Origin of the sequence: Lysinibacillus sp. FSL M8-0337 (genome assembly GCF_038593855.1) — a bacterium.
In the GTDB taxonomy this organism is placed as follows: domain Bacteria; phylum Bacillota; class Bacilli; order Bacillales_A; family Planococcaceae; genus Lysinibacillus; species Lysinibacillus sphaericus_D.
In genome coordinates this window covers 2963006-2981539 of sequence record NZ_CP151996.1, presented here as the reverse complement: position 1 = coordinate 2981539, position 18534 = coordinate 2963006, and the positions used below count along the sequence as shown (strand labels likewise).

17 protein-coding genes are annotated in these 18534 nt (G+C 36.7%); 16 read left to right on the top strand and 1 reads right to left on the bottom strand.

Annotation, left to right across the window (positions count from 1 at the left end; genetic code table 11):
• Nucleotides 1-205 precede the first annotated feature (205 nt).
• Both MKY08_RS14275 and MKY08_RS14270 read left to right on the top strand, forming a co-directional pair.
• Nucleotides 206-1924, top strand: coding sequence for an HD domain-containing phosphohydrolase (locus MKY08_RS14275; RefSeq protein WP_069513629.1), 1719 nt, complete (start codon nucleotides 206-208; stop codon nucleotides 1922-1924).
• A gap of 95 nt (nucleotides 1925-2019) precedes the next feature.
• Nucleotides 2020-2775: a GNAT family N-acetyltransferase gene (locus MKY08_RS14270; protein ID WP_069513631.1), complete on the top strand. Its 756-nt coding sequence runs from the start codon at nucleotides 2020-2022 to the stop codon at nucleotides 2773-2775.
• A gap of 206 nt (nucleotides 2776-2981) precedes the next feature.
• On the opposite strand, the gene MKY08_RS14265 is transcribed toward MKY08_RS14270, so the two are convergent.
• A complete protein-coding gene (locus tag MKY08_RS14265; RefSeq protein ID WP_024363023.1) occupies nucleotides 2982-4367 on the bottom strand; it encodes a glycine--tRNA ligase in 1386 nt (461 codons plus the stop codon).
• 480 nt (nucleotides 4368-4847) lie between these two features.
• Here MKY08_RS14265 and MKY08_RS14260 point away from each other — a divergent pair, with 480 nt between their 5' ends.
• The 14 genes from MKY08_RS14260 to MKY08_RS14195 all read left to right on the top strand — a co-directional run bounded on the left by MKY08_RS14260 (nucleotide 4848) and on the right by MKY08_RS14195 (nucleotide 18505).
• Entirely contained in the window at nucleotides 4848-5480 is a 633-nt protein-coding gene (locus MKY08_RS14260) for a helix-turn-helix transcriptional regulator (protein ID WP_024363022.1), read from the top strand.
• 18 nt (nucleotides 5481-5498) lie between these two features.
• Nucleotides 5499-6311: a pyruvate, water dikinase regulatory protein gene (locus tag MKY08_RS14255; RefSeq protein WP_069513531.1), complete on the top strand. Its 813-nt coding sequence runs from the start codon at nucleotides 5499-5501 to the stop codon at nucleotides 6309-6311.
• A gap of 208 nt (nucleotides 6312-6519) precedes the next feature.
• Nucleotides 6520-8352: a DNA primase gene (gene dnaG / locus MKY08_RS14250; protein WP_081328041.1), complete on the top strand. Its 1833-nt coding sequence runs from the start codon at nucleotides 6520-6522 to the stop codon at nucleotides 8350-8352.
• 32 nt (nucleotides 8353-8384) lie between these two features.
• The gene (gene rpoD, locus MKY08_RS14245; RefSeq protein ID WP_069513536.1) at nucleotides 8385-9512 is read left to right on the top strand and encodes an RNA polymerase sigma factor RpoD; all 1128 of its coding nucleotides are present in this window, start codon (nucleotides 8385-8387) and stop codon (nucleotides 9510-9512) included.
• A 277-nt stretch (nucleotides 9513-9789) separates the two neighbouring features.
• Nucleotides 9790-10353 carry a hypothetical protein gene (locus tag MKY08_RS14240; protein WP_024363018.1) on the top strand — a complete coding sequence of 188 codons (564 nt, stop codon included), beginning with the start codon at nucleotides 9790-9792 and terminating at the stop codon, nucleotides 10351-10353.
• 488 nt (nucleotides 10354-10841) lie between these two features.
• A complete protein-coding gene (cccA, locus tag MKY08_RS14235; protein WP_024363017.1) occupies nucleotides 10842-11192 on the top strand; it encodes a cytochrome c550 in 351 nt (116 codons plus the stop codon).
• A 158-nt stretch (nucleotides 11193-11350) separates the two neighbouring features.
• Complete coding sequence (locus MKY08_RS14230; RefSeq protein WP_069513539.1) at nucleotides 11351-12043, top strand: tRNA (adenine(22)-N(1))-methyltransferase TrmK; 693 nt, start codon at nucleotides 11351-11353, stop codon at nucleotides 12041-12043.
• 1 nt (nucleotide 12044) lies between these two features.
• Nucleotides 12045-13166: a Nif3-like dinuclear metal center hexameric protein gene (locus MKY08_RS14225; RefSeq protein WP_069513548.1), complete on the top strand. Its 1122-nt coding sequence runs from the start codon at nucleotides 12045-12047 to the stop codon at nucleotides 13164-13166.
• Nucleotides 13167-13181: 15 nt separating this feature from the next.
• The gene (locus tag MKY08_RS14220; RefSeq protein ID WP_069513550.1) at nucleotides 13182-13406 is read left to right on the top strand and encodes a hypothetical protein; all 225 of its coding nucleotides are present in this window, start codon (nucleotides 13182-13184) and stop codon (nucleotides 13404-13406) included.
• A gap of 664 nt (nucleotides 13407-14070) precedes the next feature.
• The gene (locus MKY08_RS14215; protein ID WP_256093249.1) at nucleotides 14071-14493 is read left to right on the top strand and encodes a lactococcin 972 family bacteriocin; all 423 of its coding nucleotides are present in this window, start codon (nucleotides 14071-14073) and stop codon (nucleotides 14491-14493) included.
• A gap of 89 nt (nucleotides 14494-14582) precedes the next feature.
• Nucleotides 14583-16595 (top strand): hypothetical protein, encoded by a 2013-nt coding sequence (locus tag MKY08_RS14210; protein WP_069513552.1) that lies wholly within the window; start codon nucleotides 14583-14585, stop codon nucleotides 16593-16595.
• Nucleotides 16596-16617: 22 nt separating this feature from the next.
• Nucleotides 16618-17244, top strand: a complete 627-nt coding sequence (locus tag MKY08_RS14205; protein ID WP_069513557.1) for an ATP-binding cassette domain-containing protein — start codon at nucleotides 16618-16620, stop codon at nucleotides 17242-17244.
• A 142-nt stretch (nucleotides 17245-17386) separates the two neighbouring features.
• Nucleotides 17387-17635, top strand: coding sequence for a DUF2164 domain-containing protein (locus MKY08_RS14200; protein WP_069513560.1), 249 nt, complete (start codon nucleotides 17387-17389; stop codon nucleotides 17633-17635).
• Nucleotides 17636-17968: 333 nt separating this feature from the next.
• Entirely contained in the window at nucleotides 17969-18505 is a 537-nt protein-coding gene (locus MKY08_RS14195) for an NAD(P)H-dependent oxidoreductase (protein WP_069513563.1), read from the top strand.
• Nucleotides 18506-18534: the final 29 nt, after the last annotated feature.

Below are 18534 nucleotides of genomic sequence, written 5' to 3'. Positions count from 1 at the left end.
GATATTGTAAAGATACAAAGAAATGTAATATTAATTATTCTTGTATAATTATGCGAATTAAAGTTTAGGAATGTAATTTCAAACTATTTTAAAACCATGCCTCTATCAGCAAAACGTACTGTTGTACGTTATTAGATTAATGCAGTCCTATGGAAAAGGGAGGGAGGTCACATAATGCTCTAACCATGCGTGTGTGGCTGATAAAATGCTAAAAAAAGTGATATTATGTATTGATGAAGTAGAAGCCGGTGATATTTTAGCAGAAGATATTTTTTCCGAGTATCGCCTATTAGCTAAAAAAGATTTAGTGCTAACTGAAAGAATTATTGCATTACTTAAACTTAGAAAAGTAGAAGAATTGTCAGTTTACCTATCATCAGATTCAGTAAGAATTGTTCATGATTTAAGTATACAACGTGCAATGGAGTACGAAGATATTTTTGCACCACTCTTGGAGAAAAATGAGGAAATAGATGAATATCAAGTAGCGGTCAGTAATCTATTTATGTCAACGTTAGAAAATGTTGTACATGAATTACGTTATGGTCAAATATTAAAAAGTATACAGGATACGGCATATGTCAGAGGCATATTTGAACGGATTTTAGCAGAAAAGCATCGCTACGATTTGCTTATGCGTTTAAAGGAGTGGGATGAATACTCATTTGTCCATTCATTTGATGTTTTTGTTCTTGGAACGATTTTTGCCCGACAATTAGGCTTAACAGACATTGAGATGCTTGCACGAGGTTATTTATTTCACGATATCGGCAAAGTTTTTATTCCACAAGAAATCTTAAGTGTAAAAAGAAAGCTGTCCGAAGATGAATTTGATATAGTCAAAACACATACGACGAAAGGCTATGAGCTTCTTATAGAAAATGGTGAAGCAGATATTGCCTACTTGGCACGCGATCACCACGAACGCTTTGCTGGAAAAGGGTACCCTAACCAACTGTGTGCAGATGAGATGAGTGAAGGTGTTCAGTTATTACAAATTATTGATGTCTATTCAGCAATGACCTCAAAGCGTGTATACCATTCTGGATATGGTGCAACAGATGCTTTAGCTGTTCTATATCGTGATCGGCATTTATATAATGAGAAGTTTATGAACAAATTTGTAGAATGTCTTGGTATCTATCCAGTAAACTCGGTTGTGTTACTATCTGATAATCGAAGTGCACAAGTAGAGCTTGTCTATGATATGTTCCCAACATTACCGAAAGTAAAGTTACTAGATGAACAAACGTCTATGAACTTACCGCTGAATTATAGTGTCAAGATTGTTAAAATGATTGATTATCGTGCCAATAGTTTTGAGGAGATTTTTAATTTATTTATCGAGCAATTGATACGTAATGATGAAGTTTCTTTAAGGGTACATTTCAGTAAATTGATTGACCATTTACATCCGAAAGAAATTGTTTTAAAAATTTTTCTACCAGCTTTTCGTATTCTTCGACTACTAACGAGAGAAATACAAACTGATATGAAGAAATATAAAAATTCTATACTCATATTAAATAAATTGTTGGAAGAACAATTAAATGTTTTGTACATGGATTATCAGCATGAGCAAACAACTATTTTAGTTGTCGAAACGGCTGTTCGAGAAAATTTTTTCATCAAGCTTGTTCAGAGTATTTTGTATATTGACAAAATTGTACCGTTCTTTATTAATCCGGGAGATGATCAGCGCATTACGCAACTAATGGAGCATTGTGGAGTCAATGTTGCCTATTTTATTGAGGAAGAATTGACGATAGACAAACGAGTGCGTCCTATGCGCGAAGGGACATTTCTCTATTACTCTCTAAGTGATATTGAGGAACTATTAGTAAACTTAGTAGGGATGAGTATGAAAAAGTTTCTATTTGAAGAAAAAATGCAAGAGCGATTATTTATATCGTTAAAAGCATAAAGCAAGATATTTATGACGACCAAATCAACACTTGATTTGGTTTTTTTATAAGCTTATAAGTACGCTGCTATTGTTGAGGGGGAGTTCGGTTGGCAATTGAAAGTATCATCGAATTGAATGAACAAAATATTGTTCAAAGTGGCTGCTTTTGTCTACGCAGTAATCCGCATGCCACAGGATATATAAATAAAAGTAACTGGCTTTTTCAAAGGTTTCATGAAGGATTAAAGTATAAAAAAATAATGGACAATAATAAGCAGGCAGGTTTTATTGAGTATACACCAATCGAGTATTCTTCAAGGGTTGTGTTCGGTGAAAACTATGTTGTGATTCATTGTTTATGGGTAAGTATGACTGGAAAGGGCTATGCTTCTCAATTGATTGATAGTTGTTTAGAAGATGCAAAAAATCAACAGAAATCAGGTGTCATTGTCATTACAAACCCAAATAGTTCGTGGGTTCCGAGTAAGCAAATTTTTTTAAAACATAACTTTAAAGAAGTAGAGCAGGCACCAAATGGGTTTGAATTGCTCGTTTATAAGTTCAAAAATGCACCAAACCCATACTTTCCGAACGATTGGGATAAGCGCCTAGCATCTTATCAGGAGCTTACAGTATTCCGAACACCTCAATGTCCCTTTGTAGATATTGCAACGGATAATGTTGTAGAGGCTGCAAAAAAACTAGGCATTCATGCTGAAATCATTGATGTGCAAAATAGAGAAGAATTGTTAAGACTTTCTCCTACCCCTTATGGTGTCTATGGGGTCATCTATAAAGGGAAATTACTAGCTTTTCATAGACTTACTGTACATTCGGCGATAAAGCGTTTAAAAGCGTTACAAAAGTAAGGTCTAATTGTAATAGCGGAGGTGGGCAGTGACTCTAGTATACAACTAGACATACACTAGGGTTGAGACGTTCGTGTGTACCCGCAAAGCATCGCCGTAACGGACAACACAGCATAGCAAAAACGTGTTAGATTGACTGTAATCAATCTAACACGTTTTCTTTTTTTAGCCGTTTGATTTGCTTAAAACCTAGCTAATCGTTTGAATTAAAATTGAAGATGCTTTTCGATATATGCTTTTACATCCGCGATTGGCATACGTACTTGTTCCATTGAATCACGATGACGAACAGTTACTTGACCATCTTCTTTTGAATCGAAATCGAATGTAATACAGAATGGCGTACCGATTTCGTCTTGACGGCGGTAGCGTTTACCGATTGATTGAGACTCATCAAAATCAACAGGGAATGATTTGCGTAACGCTGACCATACATCTGCTGCTTCATCAGATAATTTTTTAGAAAGTGGAAGAACGGCTGCTTTAAATGGTGCTAAAGCAGGGTGGAAACGTAATACGGTACGTTTGTCATCACCTTCAAGCTCCTCTTCATCGTAGGCGTCACATAAAAATGCTAATGTTACACGGTCAGCACCTAAAGATGGTTCGATACAATATGGTACATAGCGCTCGTTTGTTACTGGATCAATATAAGTGAAATCTTCGCCTGAATGTTCCATATGTTGTTTTAAGTCGTAGTCTGTGCGATCAGCTACACCCCAAAGCTCGCCCCAGCCGAATGGGAATTTAAATTCAATATCAGTTGTTGCATTTGAGTAATGCGATAATTCGTCTTCCTCGTGGTCACGTAGACGCATAGAATCTTCTTTCATACCTAAGTTCAGTAACCAGTTTTTACAGAATTCTTTCCAATAAGCATGCCACTCAAGATCTTCACCAGGCTTGCAGAAAAATTCAAGCTCCATTTGTTCAAATTCACGAGTACGGAATGTAAAGTTCCCTGGCGTAATTTCGTTACGGAAAGACTTCCCGATTTGTGCAATACCAAATGGTGTACGTTTACGCATAGAACGTTGTACGTTTTTAAAGTTAACGAAAATTCCTTGTGCTGTTTCTGGACGAAGGTAAATTTCGTTTGTTGAAGATTCTGTTACACCTTGGAATGTTTTAAACATTAAGTTGAACTGACGAATATCAGTGAAATCTGCTTTGCCACAATCAGGGCAGACAACATCGTATTTCACCATTGTTTCTTTCATTTGATCGAATGTCATACCATCAACGATAATTTCATCACCTTTTGCTAGTGCAGCATCTTCAATGATTTTATCTGCGCGGTGACGCGCTTTACAAGCTTTACAGTCTACCATTGGGTCGTTGAAGTTGCCAACGTGACCAGATGCAACCCATGCTTTTGGATTCATCAGGATAGCTGCATCAATCCCAACGTTATGTTCAGATTCTTGGACAAATTTTTGCCACCAAGCTTTTTTGACATTGTTTTTTAATTCAACACCAAGTGGACCATAATCCCAAGTATTTGCCAAACCTCCGTAGATTTCAGAACCTGGGAAGACAAAGCCACGATGCTTTGCTAAAGATACAATTGTTTCCATTGATTTGTTAGCCATAATAATAGCCTCCTTCGTAATTTTTCCTTGCATTTGAGTGAAACGTAACTGTCTGATAGGACGAATTGATTTAAAACAAAAATAAGAGATTACCCTTATATTTATTGGAAATAAGAATTCGCCATATCCGAAATAAAAATAGCACCCGTCTCCGGGCACGAAAATGCCCAGGGACGAGTGCTAATACCCGCGGTTCCACCCTGATTGTTTTAAACGCTTTGTTTAAAACCTCTTTTCAAAAAGTTAGCTCAAGGAGTGCCTTTCTCTGCTGCTATGTAGACTTTCACCATCTTCTACTCGCTAAATAAATGAACAGATACTTTTTTCCTATCATCGCCTGTATAACGCAAGATTGCTCGAAAATACATAGAGAGCAAGCGTCTGTGTCAATATTGTAGCATGTAGTTCTTTTCTTCGCAATAACCATTAAAATAGTATATAATAATTGAGCATAAGTATAACACTATTAGATTTGAGGCGGTGAGTCCAATCGAACTCAATAAACGTCAGGAAGACATTTTACAAATTGTGAAAGAGAACGGCCCGATAACAGGGGAACATATTGCAGAACGTCTCAATCTGACAAGAGCGACTTTAAGACCAGATTTAGCCATTTTGACAATGGCTGGCTTTTTAGATGCTAGACCAAGAGTTGGTTATTTCTATTCTGGTAAAAAAACATCCGTAACATTAACGGATAGCATTAACAATTTAAAAGTTAAAGATTTTCACTCTGGACCTGTTGTTGTACCTGAAACAATGACAGTATATGATGCCATTTGCTTCATGTTTTCAGAGGATGTCGGAACCCTTTTCGTTGTCGATAAAAACGAATTTTTGACAGGTGTTCTGTCTCGTAAAGATTTACTGCGTACAAGTATTGGCACGCAGGATTTAAATAAAATTCCTGTACATATTATTATGACACGAATGCCAAATATCTCGTACTGTGAAAGATCTGATTCGTTAGTTGTTGCAGCTAATAAGCTAATAGAACGAGAAGTAGATTCATTACCGGTAATCGAGCCACAAGAGGGTGGATTGACGATTGTAGGTCGTCTAACTAAAACGACCATTACACGTGCTTTCCTTTCGCTTGCGCAAAATGTCTAAAAATTGAAGGGGAACAGCATGAAAAGACTACGAGTTTTTGTTGTATCTGATTCAGTCGGCGAAACTGGGGATCAAGTAGCCAAAGCGGTAATTAGCCAGTTCCGACCAGGCTTGGAAAACACGATTATTCGGCGCTTTCCACATATTCAAACAGAGGAGCTTGTTCGAAAAATTGTGTGCCTCGCTGCAAAACAGAAGGCATTTGTTGTCTATACACTTGTTCGACAAGACATGCGTACATTACTACATGATTTATGTGAGAAAGAAAAAGTACATGCTGTAGATATTTTAGGACCAGCGTTGAAATCAATGGCAACATTTATGGAAGAAATGCCATTAGAGACACCGGGCATTGTGCATCAACTTGATGACGACTATTTTAAAAAAATTGAGGCGATAGAATTTGCGGTGAAATATGATGATGGCAGAGATCCACGAGGCTTATTGCTAGCTGATATCGTACTTGTGGGTGTTTCACGTACATCAAAAACGCCTCTTTCACAGTATTTAGCACATAAACGTTATAAGGTGGCAAATGTACCATTAGTCCCGGAGGTCGCGCCACCAGAAGAATTATTTAAAATTGATCCAAAAAAATGCTTTGGTTTAGTTATCTCGCCTGATAAATTAAATTCGATACGAAAAGAAAGATTAATGACGTTAGGATTAAATGATGATGCTATCTATGCTCAGCATGTACGCATTTTAGAGGAGATACAACATTTTGAACAAGTTGTTGAGAAAATAGGTTGTAAAGTGATTGATGTAACGAATAAAGCTGTAGAGGAAACGGCGAATATTATTATTGAACAGCTTGCAAGCTGTAAATAAGAAACCAAATTGTGTAAACCACCTCGGGGTAGTAGAGGCGGTTTTTTTGAGTCGGTTTTGAAATTGGTATAGATAAATACTAATTTTTGTTTTATAATAATAAAATTGTGGTAAAAATATTTAAAAAGAGAAAAATCCTATTTTTTTGTCGAGAAATAAAGGATTTTTAAAACGGATATCGAATTGTGTTCTAGAACGTAAATTAAAGATGGTGATGAATTTGGCAGGGAAAATACCAGAAGAAGTGATTGAGCAGATTCGTACACAATCGGATATTGTCGATGTTATTAGCGAATATATGCAGCTAACAAAGCGCGGGCGCAATTGGTTTGGTCTCTGTCCTTTTCATGGAGAACAAACGCCATCTTTTTCTGTGTCAACAGACAAACAGATTTTTCATTGTTTTGGTTGCGGTGCAGGCGGTAATGCCATTACTTTCGTCATGGATATCGAAGGGATTTCTTTCCCGGATGCAGTCGTCAAACTAGGTGAACGTGTGGGCGTACATTTAGATGTTGGTCCAACTTTGCCTCAAGCGACGACAAAGATTTCAAAAGCGGAAGAAAGGATGAAAGAAGCCCATGCCTTTGCGGCAGATTTTTTTCATCATTTATTGCTGAACACAGAAGATGGGGAAGAGCCTTTAAATTATTTGCTAGAAAGAGGATTTACAAGGGAACTTATCGAATCTAATAGCATTGGATGGTCTCTCCCAAGCTTTGATGCATTAACGATATTGCTTGAAAGAAAAGGTTATAACTTACAAGAAATCGCAGATAGTGGTCTAGTAATCAAACGTGAAGGAGAAGAACGCTATTTTGATCGTTTTCGAGGGCGTATTATGTTTCCAATTCGTGATGAGAATGGTAAAATTATTGCCTTCTCAGGACGAATCTTGTCATCGACAGGTGAAGAGGCAAAATATTTAAATAGTCCAGAATCACCAATTTTTCAAAAGAGTGAAGTGCTATATAACCTAGACAAAGCACGAACCTCTATTAGAAAAAATCGTCAAGTAGTGTTGATGGAAGGTTTTATGGATGTTTTAGCTGCCACTTCAGTTGGTGTAACAAATGCCGTAGCAACTATGGGTACTTCGCTTACGAATCAGCATATCACAAAGCTAAAACGCTTAGTAGAGCAAGTTACGATTTGCTATGACGGTGATAACGCTGGATTTGATGCGGCGAAAAGAGCGGCACAGTTACTACAAACGGAGCGCATGAAAGTGAATGTTGCGGTGCTACCAGATAAACTAGATCCTGATGAGTATATTCAAAGTCTAGGTGGACAGGCTTTTAAGGAACAGATTTTGGAAAAACCACATACGTATATTGCTTTTATGATGATGCATGCTAGACGAAATAAGAATTTTCAGTTTGAAAATGATACGCTTCAATATATTCAAGAAGTACTCGAACAATTAGTGGGTAGCTCCTCACCGATTGAACGAGATTTGTATATCCGACAGCTATCGAATGAAACAACGATTTCGGAAGAAGCGATTTATGCCCAATTCCGAAAACTAGAGGCAAATCAGGTACGCACTGCGAAAGTGGAAATGCCAACGCATACACCTTCGATGCCAGTCACGCAGCGACAAAAGCCTATGGACGCAGCAGAACGTGCCGAACGTTTATTACTGGCTCATATGCTTCATAATATAGATGTAGTGGACAGGGTATTACGTAGTGAGCAAAAAGAGCCTTTTGTACGAGATGCATATATGGCTGTATTTGTTCGATTGGTAGGATTTTATGAGGAATATGGTCACCCAGATTATCAGCGTTTTGTCGAGATATTAGATGACGCTGAATTACGCAAAATTGTGATGGAAGCGGCTTTAGTGGAAAGGGATCCAGACCAATCAGAGTCAGAGGTTACAGATTCTATTCGACAGCTTCAAAAATATAGAATTGAGCAGGAAATTCATCAAAAGATGCATGAGTCAAAGGAAGCGGAGAAGATGCACGAGTATGCGCGTGCACTTGAAATCGCCCAACAGATTATTCATTTAAGAAAATCGTTATCGGCGATTTAACCCGATTCGGTTGTTTAGAAGGAGGAAGGTTTATGGCGGACAAGTCTGAACGTTCAAAAGAGGTAGAAGTAGAAATTACATTAGATGAAGCAAAAAAATTACTACAAGAAAAGGCGAAAACAGAAGGTGAAATTTCGATGAAAGAAATTTCAGAGAAATTAATGCCTTATGAGTTGGAAAATGAAGAAGTTTTTCATTTCGCTGAAGATCTTGAAAAACATAAAGACATTCAAATTATTGGTAAAGAAGAATTTGAAGAAGAAAGCTTAATGAAAGAAGAAGCTAACGAAGAAACGTTCGATTTAAATGATTTAAGCGTACCACCAGGCGTAAAAATTAATGATCCTGTTCGTATGTATTTAAAAGAAATTGGTCGCGTGGATTTACTTTCTGCCGAGCAAGAAATTGCACTGGCAGAACGTATTGAGCAAGGGGATGAAGAAGCGCGTAAACGTTTAGCTGAAGCGAATTTACGTCTTGTTGTATCCATCGCCAAACGCTATGTGGGCCGTGGGATGTTATTCCTTGATTTAATTCAAGAGGGGAATATGGGACTTATTAAGGCAGTTGAAAAATTCGACTATCGTAAAGGTTTTAAGTTCTCAACTTACGCAACATGGTGGATTCGTCAAGCGATTACACGTGCGATTGCCGACCAAGCACGTACAATACGTATCCCTGTGCACATGGTAGAAACAATTAACAAATTAATTCGTGTGCAACGTCAATTATTACAGGACTTAGGTCGTGAGCCGTCTCCAGAAGAAATTGGCGAGGAAATGGATTTAACACCTGAAAAAGTACGTGAAATTTTAAAAATCGCGCAAGAACCAGTTTCTCTTGAAACGCCAATCGGTGAAGAAGACGATTCACACTTAGGGGACTTCATTGAAGACTCAGAGGCTCAATCTCCTTCTGATCATGCAGCCTATGAATTGTTAAAAGAACAGCTAGAAGATGTATTAGATACATTAACAGACCGTGAAGAAAACGTACTACGTTTACGTTTTGGCTTAGATGATGGACGTACACGCACGTTAGAAGAAGTAGGGAAAGTATTTGGTGTAACACGTGAACGTATTCGTCAAATTGAGGCAAAAGCACTTCGTAAATTGCGCCACCCTTCTCGCAGTAAACGTTTAAAAGATTTCTTAGAATAAAACAGAACTTCATACTTGTGATATGCAAACCTCGCTACATTATATTGTGTAGCGGGGTTTGTTCTTTATAAGCTACTGTTACAGTAGCATTCCTTATTTTTAGGGGAAACTATTAAACAGGATGTTGACTTAAGATTTTTACATAATAGATGTAAAAATACATAATTTGAACGGATGATAAGTTCCGTTTTTTGCGACTTTTTACAGATGTTCTTTCTTTAATTGTGAGATAAAATTGTAGTACAACCATTATTAAGCAATGTTTGGAGAAAATACGATGACAAATCCACGGAAAAAAATTATTTTAAATGAGATATTGTTTTGGAAGCAAAATAAGCTATTACCAGAGCACTACTGTGACTTTCTAGCCACTCTTTATGCAGAGGGAAATGATGTAGAAGAGCTAGAAGAAGCAACTCATAAACAGGCAGTATTGCCTTTAGAAAAACGAAAAATGATGTTCTTCATAGTGGGATTATGCTTAGGTATGCTACTGCTTTTGTATATTTATTTTACAGTCACTTCTTTATTGCTTTTATTAACGGGTATTGTAGCCATTGCTACAATTACATTATTCATAATGGCTTTTCGAGTTGCGACCAAAAATAACTTATTAGCCCCTGTCTTCCATATTATTGCTGCTATCTTGTTATTTAGCTTATCTATTCGCATGTATACTACATATTTTAGTGGAAATAATACTGTGCTATTTGTCATTATCGCTGCAAATTGTGGGGTATGGCTAGTGTCAGGTATCAAAATGAAGTTGCTGTATTTCACAGTATCTGGTGGTCTCGGATTATTAGCACTTATTGGTTATTATTTGTATAATTTTATGTAAGAAATACTCTGCTATAACGGACTTTTCGTTCATAGTAGAGTATTTTATTTTTGTAATATAGTAGTATGACTTTTTTAAAAAAGTATAAATTGAAGAAAAAATAGAAAAAACACGAAATAATAATATATCAAAATAATAGTATGACCTATTTATGAAATTGTTATGATAAATCAACAGCATAATAGGACACAGAGGTTTTATATGACAGCTATTTAATTTTTTATTGGATGTATATGAATGCCTAATGGGTGGCAAAATATTTGCGAGAAGGAAAAGAATTGAGTTGCTAGAAGATTCATTATCAGTCCATAATTTGGGTTTAACAAGACATAATTTATCCAATTGATACAGAAATGTCGAAATTGTTACAAACAAAGGAAAACTTAGCGAATGGGGCTTTTCGTTTCTTGTTTAATGCAGTACAATATTAGATGTTGACTGATTCTATATTATAATAGAAGTAGATTTATTATGAGGAGGGGAAACATATGAAAAACAATCCAGTCGTTCCTTACATCTTGATTCTGGCATTTGGTATAGGTCTTATTTTCTTCATGTCTTTACAAGGCGCAGATAACAAGAAAGAAATTGCTGCTGAACAAGAGGGCGGTGGCGAAACTACAGAAGCTAATGATGATGGTTCTGCATTAGTACAAACTTGTATCGGTTGTCACGGTGGTGACTTAACTGGTGGTGTTGGTCCAAACCTACACGGTTTAGATGAAGCTCGTATCGTAGACGTGTTAACAAACGGTATCGAAGGCACACCTATGACACCAGGAATGAAAAACGAAGCGGAAGCAAAAGCAATCGCTGAGTACATTTCTACTCTAAAATAGTTTTAAAAAATGGCTGTACTAAAACGTGTCTTTACGCTTTTAGTACAGCTTCTATTATGATGGAGTTGCTCAAAAATATGAGACAACTCCATTTGTTTTTTTGTTCAACATCATACATACTAGAGTGGACTCTATATTTATAAGGTAGGCGGTTTAAAATGAACGCACAAAAATTATCAAAACGTTTAGAAACAGTGGCAAAATTTGTTCCAACTGGTGCGGTTGTAGCAGATATTGGCAGTGATCATGCATATTTACCATGCTATTTAATCCATAAGGGGATTGCTACGAGCGCAGTAGCAGGTGAAGTTGTAAAAGGACCGTATGAATCGGCGCTAGGACAAGTTAAAAAAGAAGGGTTAACAGAAAAAATTACAGTTAGACTGGCGGATGGCTTAGCTGCAGTGGAGGCAACTGATCATGTAGATACTGTAACAATAGCTGGCATGGGTGGACCACTCATTGTGTCGATATTAGAGAAACATCCACAAAGCTTACAAGGTGTAACACGTCTAATTTTGCAACCTAACATTCATGCAAAAGTTATTCGGGAATGGGCTTTAACAAATAATTGGGCCATTCTTGATGAAGATATTTTAGAGGAAGATGAAAAAATCTACGAAATTCTTGTCTTACAAAGAGGAGCGATGACGTTATCTCCGTCAGATATCTTATTTGGTCCTAAATTATTGTTACGTAAAGCACCAGCTTTTTTAAAAAAATGGCAACGAGAAAAAGAAAATTGGCAACGTGTTTTACAGTCCATTGAAGGGGCAGAGCCAACTCTTGAAATTGAGGAAAAACGTGCTGAATTAACAGCACTACTTGATTTAGTGGAAGGAGCTTTATAGCATGAAATCAGTAAATGGTCAGGAAATTATACAACTATTTGAATCATGGTCACCAAAGCATCTTGCGTGTATGGAGAATGACCCAATTGGACTTGCCATTGGAACGTTAAATAAACCTGTAAACAAAGTATTAGTGACATTAGATGTGAATGACGCTGTAGCAGACGAAGCGATTGCCCAAGGCTGTGAACTGATTATAGCGCATCATCCGCCTATTTTCCGTCGACTAGCTAATATACGTACGGACAATCCTGCTGGACAATTATACGAAAAACTTATTAAACATGATATTGCGGTCTATGCAGCACATACAAACTTAGATGTAGCGGAAGGTGGCGTCAATGATTTATTAGCTGATGCATTGCTGCTCGAAAATCGTTCTATTTTAGAAGAAACGTATGCTGAGGATGTTTTAAAGCTAACCGTTTTTGTACCGACTGCTGATGCAGACGTGCTGCGTGAGGCATTAGCAAAAGCTGGAGCAGGTCGAATAGGTCGTTATGAAGCGTGCAGTTATACATCGAGTGGAGAAGGGCGTTTCCGTGCACTTGAAGGGGCAAATCCGCATGTTGGTTCTATTGGAGAATTACATGTCGAGGAAGAAGTCAAAGTGGAAGTGGTTTTGCCCGCGTCCATTAAAAATCGCGTATTGAAGGCACTGTTAAATGCCCATCCATATGAGGAGCCTGCGTATGATATCATTCGCTTGGAGCAACAAACGAATCGTATGGGATTAGGTCGTGTTGGCTATTTACCAAAAGAAATGCTGTTACAAGACTTTGCAGAGTTTGTAAAGAAACAACTAGATGTACCAACTGTTCGTATTGTCGGCGATTTGCAGTCAACAGTAAGAAAGATTGCACTAGTAGGTGGAGATGGAAATAAGTATATTTATACGGCAAAGCGTGCAGGTGCCGATGTGTTTTTAACAGGCGATATGTATTTCCATACGGCACAGGATGCACAAGCAATTGGTTTGCAAATTGTAGACCCAGGTCATCATGTTGAAAAAGTAATGATTGCAGGTGTTGCGAAAAAAATGGCAACATTGTGTGAGACAAAAAAATATAGAGTAGAATTTGTCCAATCGACTATTCATACAGAACCATTTTTATTTGTTTAAGAGAGGGGAATACATGTGGCAAATGGGAAACCTGCTGGGAATAATGCAGGCAAGTTATGGATTATTATCGGCTTACTAATTGCTGTGTTTGGTGGCGGTATGACACTTATGACAAATATGATGAATGAGAAAAAAATAGATGCCATGACGGAGCAATGTGAAAACGATGGAGGCAAAGCCATCGTGTCAAAAGAAAAGAGCTTTCTAGCAACAAATTATTCGTTTGAATGTAAAAAATAGTATGATTCGCATATGATTGAACGCAACTTTTAAAGGAAGTTCCTTTAAAGGTTGCGTTTTTTTGTTATGGTCTTAAAGATAAATCTACTATTTTTTCATTGTTATATAAATATTTAAAATATATTGATTTTTCTATTATCTTATGCTATATAAAAAATAATTAAATGAGAATCGATTGAGAATGTAAATTGTAGGAATGTGGAACAGTGTTGACGATAACAAAATGCTAGATATAGGAATTGGAAATATGGATTTTGGCATGCTTAAGTTCATTCGTACTACACAGTGGATCGCTGTTATTTTTTAGAGGAGTATTTCTGTATGGAAAGAGGTGGTGAAAATTAAAAAAATTCCAGCGCCTTATGTTTATCTAATGCTAATATTGCTTTCGTTACTATCATTAATAAGGAATTATGATAGACAGCCTACTTGGATAACGGTTTTTGGGATATTTGGCATAATAGGATTTTCTATTCTCACATTTATGGACAGAGATAAATTTATCAAAAAGTAAAGAGTACGATTAAATTTTTAATACATTAAATTAAAAATAATAAATGGTCATTCAATAAATTCTTCCTTGTTCTATACTTGATAAACTTTCAAAAAATAGTTTATAGATTTATGTAAATATTCAATAGTTAAATGAAAGGAGGTGAGTATTATGTTAGCCAATAAAACTGTAAGGATGAAAATAATAGTGTTAGCATTGGTGGCATTATTATTGTTGCCATCTGGGGTTTATGCAGTGTCTCATAATACTATTCAGGATCCTTTAATTGTTGCAACATCAACTGAGGCAACACAAAGTGATCAATTCAACCGAAGAGACATTTCTCGTAAATGGCTAGCACCAGGACCAATCACACAATATCCACATGAAGGTGGCACTTGGGAGTATGGATTTTGGAATGCTAAAGTTCGTTCATACTACACTGTGGATCGCTGTCATGGAAGCACAGTAGAATTGAATGGTAATCAATCTAGATCAATTGATACTAGAGCAGGCGAAAGATCTATTGCTGAACTTTGGGCAGTACAGCATCCTCGCCACGTTGATCAATATTACTACCGAGTATGCGATTAATTACTAAAGATTCCATACTTTAGAGGCTTGGAATGTCTTTCGCAGTAGGCTTTCCAAGCTTCTCAATTAAGTATTTAGGGGGAGTGGTTATGCTTAAAAGAGCAGTGCAACTGACATCTTTAATTTGTGTAATGATGCTGTCTCTGCTTATTTTTCAATATACGTCACTTGTCCAACAGCGGTTGCCATTAGGCACTACGAATCAATTTGATTTAAATCTTGCTGAAACCACTATTGCAAAAGATAAATTGGTTGAGGAGCTTAATCAACTAACAGATCAATATAAAGCAATCGTAGTCAAAACTTCTGTTGACCCAGAAAACTATGACAATAAAAAAGATATTATTTATTTTGGTACAGCTAAACCAGCATTTCATGGCTTGCTTATAGAGCAGAATACGATTAAGTGGTTCGAATCTTCTTTAACAGGTGAATTGCTTTCAACTGCAGATATAGGCACCCGTTCTTTATCTGGCACCTATGCTTTTAACGCTGGAAAAGATTTTCAAGAAGCACTGAAACATTGGGCGCAACAGCATCAAATTAGGATTTTATTTGTTCAAGAACCATCGATACTTACAGTAGTTTATGCATTCTTATTTCAAAATGGTATAGGAAATGCAGTGCTCGCTTCCTTGCTGTTATTAGTAACGACAATTAGTACGTGGATATTTCAACACGCAAAAGCAAGGTCTATTCGATTATTAGGCGGTGTCAAAATAAGGAAAATCCATGTGGAGGATACAACGACAATTTTATCTTTTATCTTTGTCGGATTTTTGTTAGGTTTGTTCATTTCATTAGGCTATGTAGGTGTAGTAAAGGACATTCGACAAATTCCATTCGTATTGAATCCTCTACTACTTTGTCTAATACTATTCTTAATTGGCGTTGCCATCATCACAGCATTGCTTACGCTAATTGCTAGCCCAAAAGCTGCCCATATAGCGAAAAGACAAATTCCGTTGAAGCGGTTTTCCGTAATGGGAAAGCTAAGTCAGGTACTTGTTATGATTTTATCGCTAATTGTTATACCGACCATCATCACCTCTTTACTAATAACTAATCAACTGTCGAAAGACTATTCGCTTTGGGACAAAATGCAAAATGTTGTTCGACTAACAATGATTGGCTTGGATTCATTAGAACAAGAGGCGGTACTTCCCGATGTAGAAGACTTTTTTTCTAAAATGCAAGAGGCTAATAATTTAAGTCTTTCTTTAGTTATTGATAAAGCGATTTTCTTAGAGCCATATCGAATGGGTGGCTATGATCATATTATTATAACAGATCGTGCTTGGATTGATTTGCTAGAAATAGGTGTGGAAACAGAAGGCAAGGGCGGGAAACTCATTGTAAAGGATGTTGAAGATTTACCATTTGAATTGGCTTCGTTTTTAGAAGGTCAAATTCCGCTATGGACGAAACATAATGATGTCTATCCAGCCCAAGGTTTAACTTTTTATGAATATAAGGGAACAAAATTTCTTGCATTACCACCAAATGTTGGTTTGGCAGGTGAAACAGTGCAAGCAGAAAATCCGTTGGTTCTATTGATAGATGGTCATCTAACAGACATTGTAAAGACAAAAGGGTTTTTATTATCTTTAGCTTCTAGTGGAAATATCGTTTTTTTTGATCAGAATCATTTACAAGCAGCTTTAGCTAATTCGGTAATGCAACCCTATATCACTTCGATTAATGGAATTGCGGACGTTGCTTTGGAAACTGCGCAAAGGTTTAAACAGCAATACGTCTATTATATTGTAGCGGGTATGCTTATTTTAGTAACTATGTTTATGACTGGTGTATTGAATGGTAGGCTTTGGGCAGGCACGAATGTAAAACGTATTTTCACCTTGCATACCTTTGGTTTACCATACACATCGATTGTTGGACCGGTTTTAAAGCGACAATTATTTATAATCATACTAACAACAATTGTCAGTTCTATAATTGGTTATATGGTACACCACGTGCAACTTAGCGTATTACTTTCATCTGCTTTGCTTGTCGGTATTTTATATTGGATAGGAAGTTACCTTTCTTTTAAGAAATCCGCAAAACAAGCTTTTTATCGTACGAGTCATCGGTACAATTAAATGTACTAAAGGAGTAATTGATATGATTATTCAAACAAAAAAAATTGGCATTGAAATTAATGGAAAAACGATTTTTTCTAATATTTCCTTAGAGATCAACCCGAATGAAATGATTGCTATTACCGGTCCATCTGGTAGTGGCAAAACAACACTCTTAAATTGCTTAGGGCTTATCCAATCAGTTAATAGCGGGGACATCCTAATAGAAAATCAAAATGCTAGTAAATGGAAGGAAAAAGAAAAAACAAGTTTTTGGAAAGAAAAAGCGGCATTTATTTATCAAGATTATGGGATTATTGAGGATGAAAACATTAGTTATAACGTGACATTAAATAAGCAACAAGCAAAGGCAAAGATTGTGGAGGAAATTCTACATACGGTTGGACTTGGGGGAAGAGGTCAGGAAATGGCGGCTGTGTTATCAGGAGGAGAAAAACAACGACTAGGCGTAGCGCGTGCAATTTATAAGAAGGCTTCAATTATCTATGCGGATGAACCAACAGCATCACTTGATCAAACGAACAGAGAAGTCATTATTAATCTACTAAGAAAGTGTAGTGAAAACGGTGCTAGTGTGATTATTGCAACGCATGATGAAAGGCTTGTAAGTGTTTGTGATCGAAGTATAAATTTGAATCCATTTATGTAAGAGAAGCGAAACGGTGGATCATTGTTCTGGTGTTCCAGGGCTTCATGACCACTTACATTTTAAATGTGATAAAAATTCACTATACAAATTTCTACCTTCGTCTATACTTGATGTAACGCAATGCAGAGGGGAGTGGCGAAATGTGTTTATCCGTTTAACTAAGGAGCAACAAGAACAAATCATTGCCGATATACAACGCTTTTTCTATAATCAACGTGAAGAGGATATTTCCGATTTTGAGGCAGAAAGGGTATTGGATTTTGTAAAAGAGAATATTGCTCCATATATTTATAATGCAGCCATTTCAGATGCAAAATATGTAGTGGAAAGTCAATTATCAGCGCTGGACGAAGAACTTATGGCTTTGGAACGCCCGATAAAAATAAAATGACAATTAAAAGAGAAACAATGCAGCAAATTGTTTCTCTTTTTTAGTATTTCAATTTGGTATACATTGGTTTAAAAACAAAAAAATACAATTTTTTTATTGACAAATGCAAGATAGATATGATAATTTTATCTCGAATTAAAGATAATCAACTCCAAAGTAGATAACTCCAAGATAAATGTGCACGCAATGTTTATATCTTAATTTGAAAATTTCAAGCCCGTTTTATCCGTAATGTTATGAATAAAGTGCTGTTTTCTTGCACACCATGGCTAAGAGACCGAGTTTTACAGGCTGTTATTTGAGTTTAAATAAATACATTAAGGAGGAATAGAAATGTTGAAAATTGGGATTATTTTAGGTAGCACACGTGAAGGACGGTTAAGCCCACAAGTGGGGCAGTGGGTAAAGGAAATAGCTGAAAAACGCCGTGATGCAGAATATGAAATTATTGATATTGCTGAATTCAAACTACCCCTTTTAGGAGAGCCAGGTGGCGATGCTTCCGGCGCAACTGCGTGGTCACAAAGGGTTGCTGCATGTGATGGTTTTGTATTTATTGTGCAAGAATATAATCACTCTATTTCAGGAGCACTTAAAAACGCTTTAGATTATTTACGTCAAGAATGGAATAATAAGGCAGCAGGTATTGTGTCTTACGGTTCTGTAGGTGGTGCTCGTGCCGCAGAACATTTACGCGGAATTCTTGGTGAATTATTAGTAGCAGATGTTCGTGTACATCCTGCACTTTCGTTATTCACAGATTTTGAAAATGGCACAGTATTTAAGCCAAAAGAGGTGCAAGCCGATTCAGTGAACCAAATGCTCGATCAAGTTATTCCATGGGCGAATGCTTTAAAAACCATTCGCTAAGCTTTCACTAGCATACACCAGTATGCTAG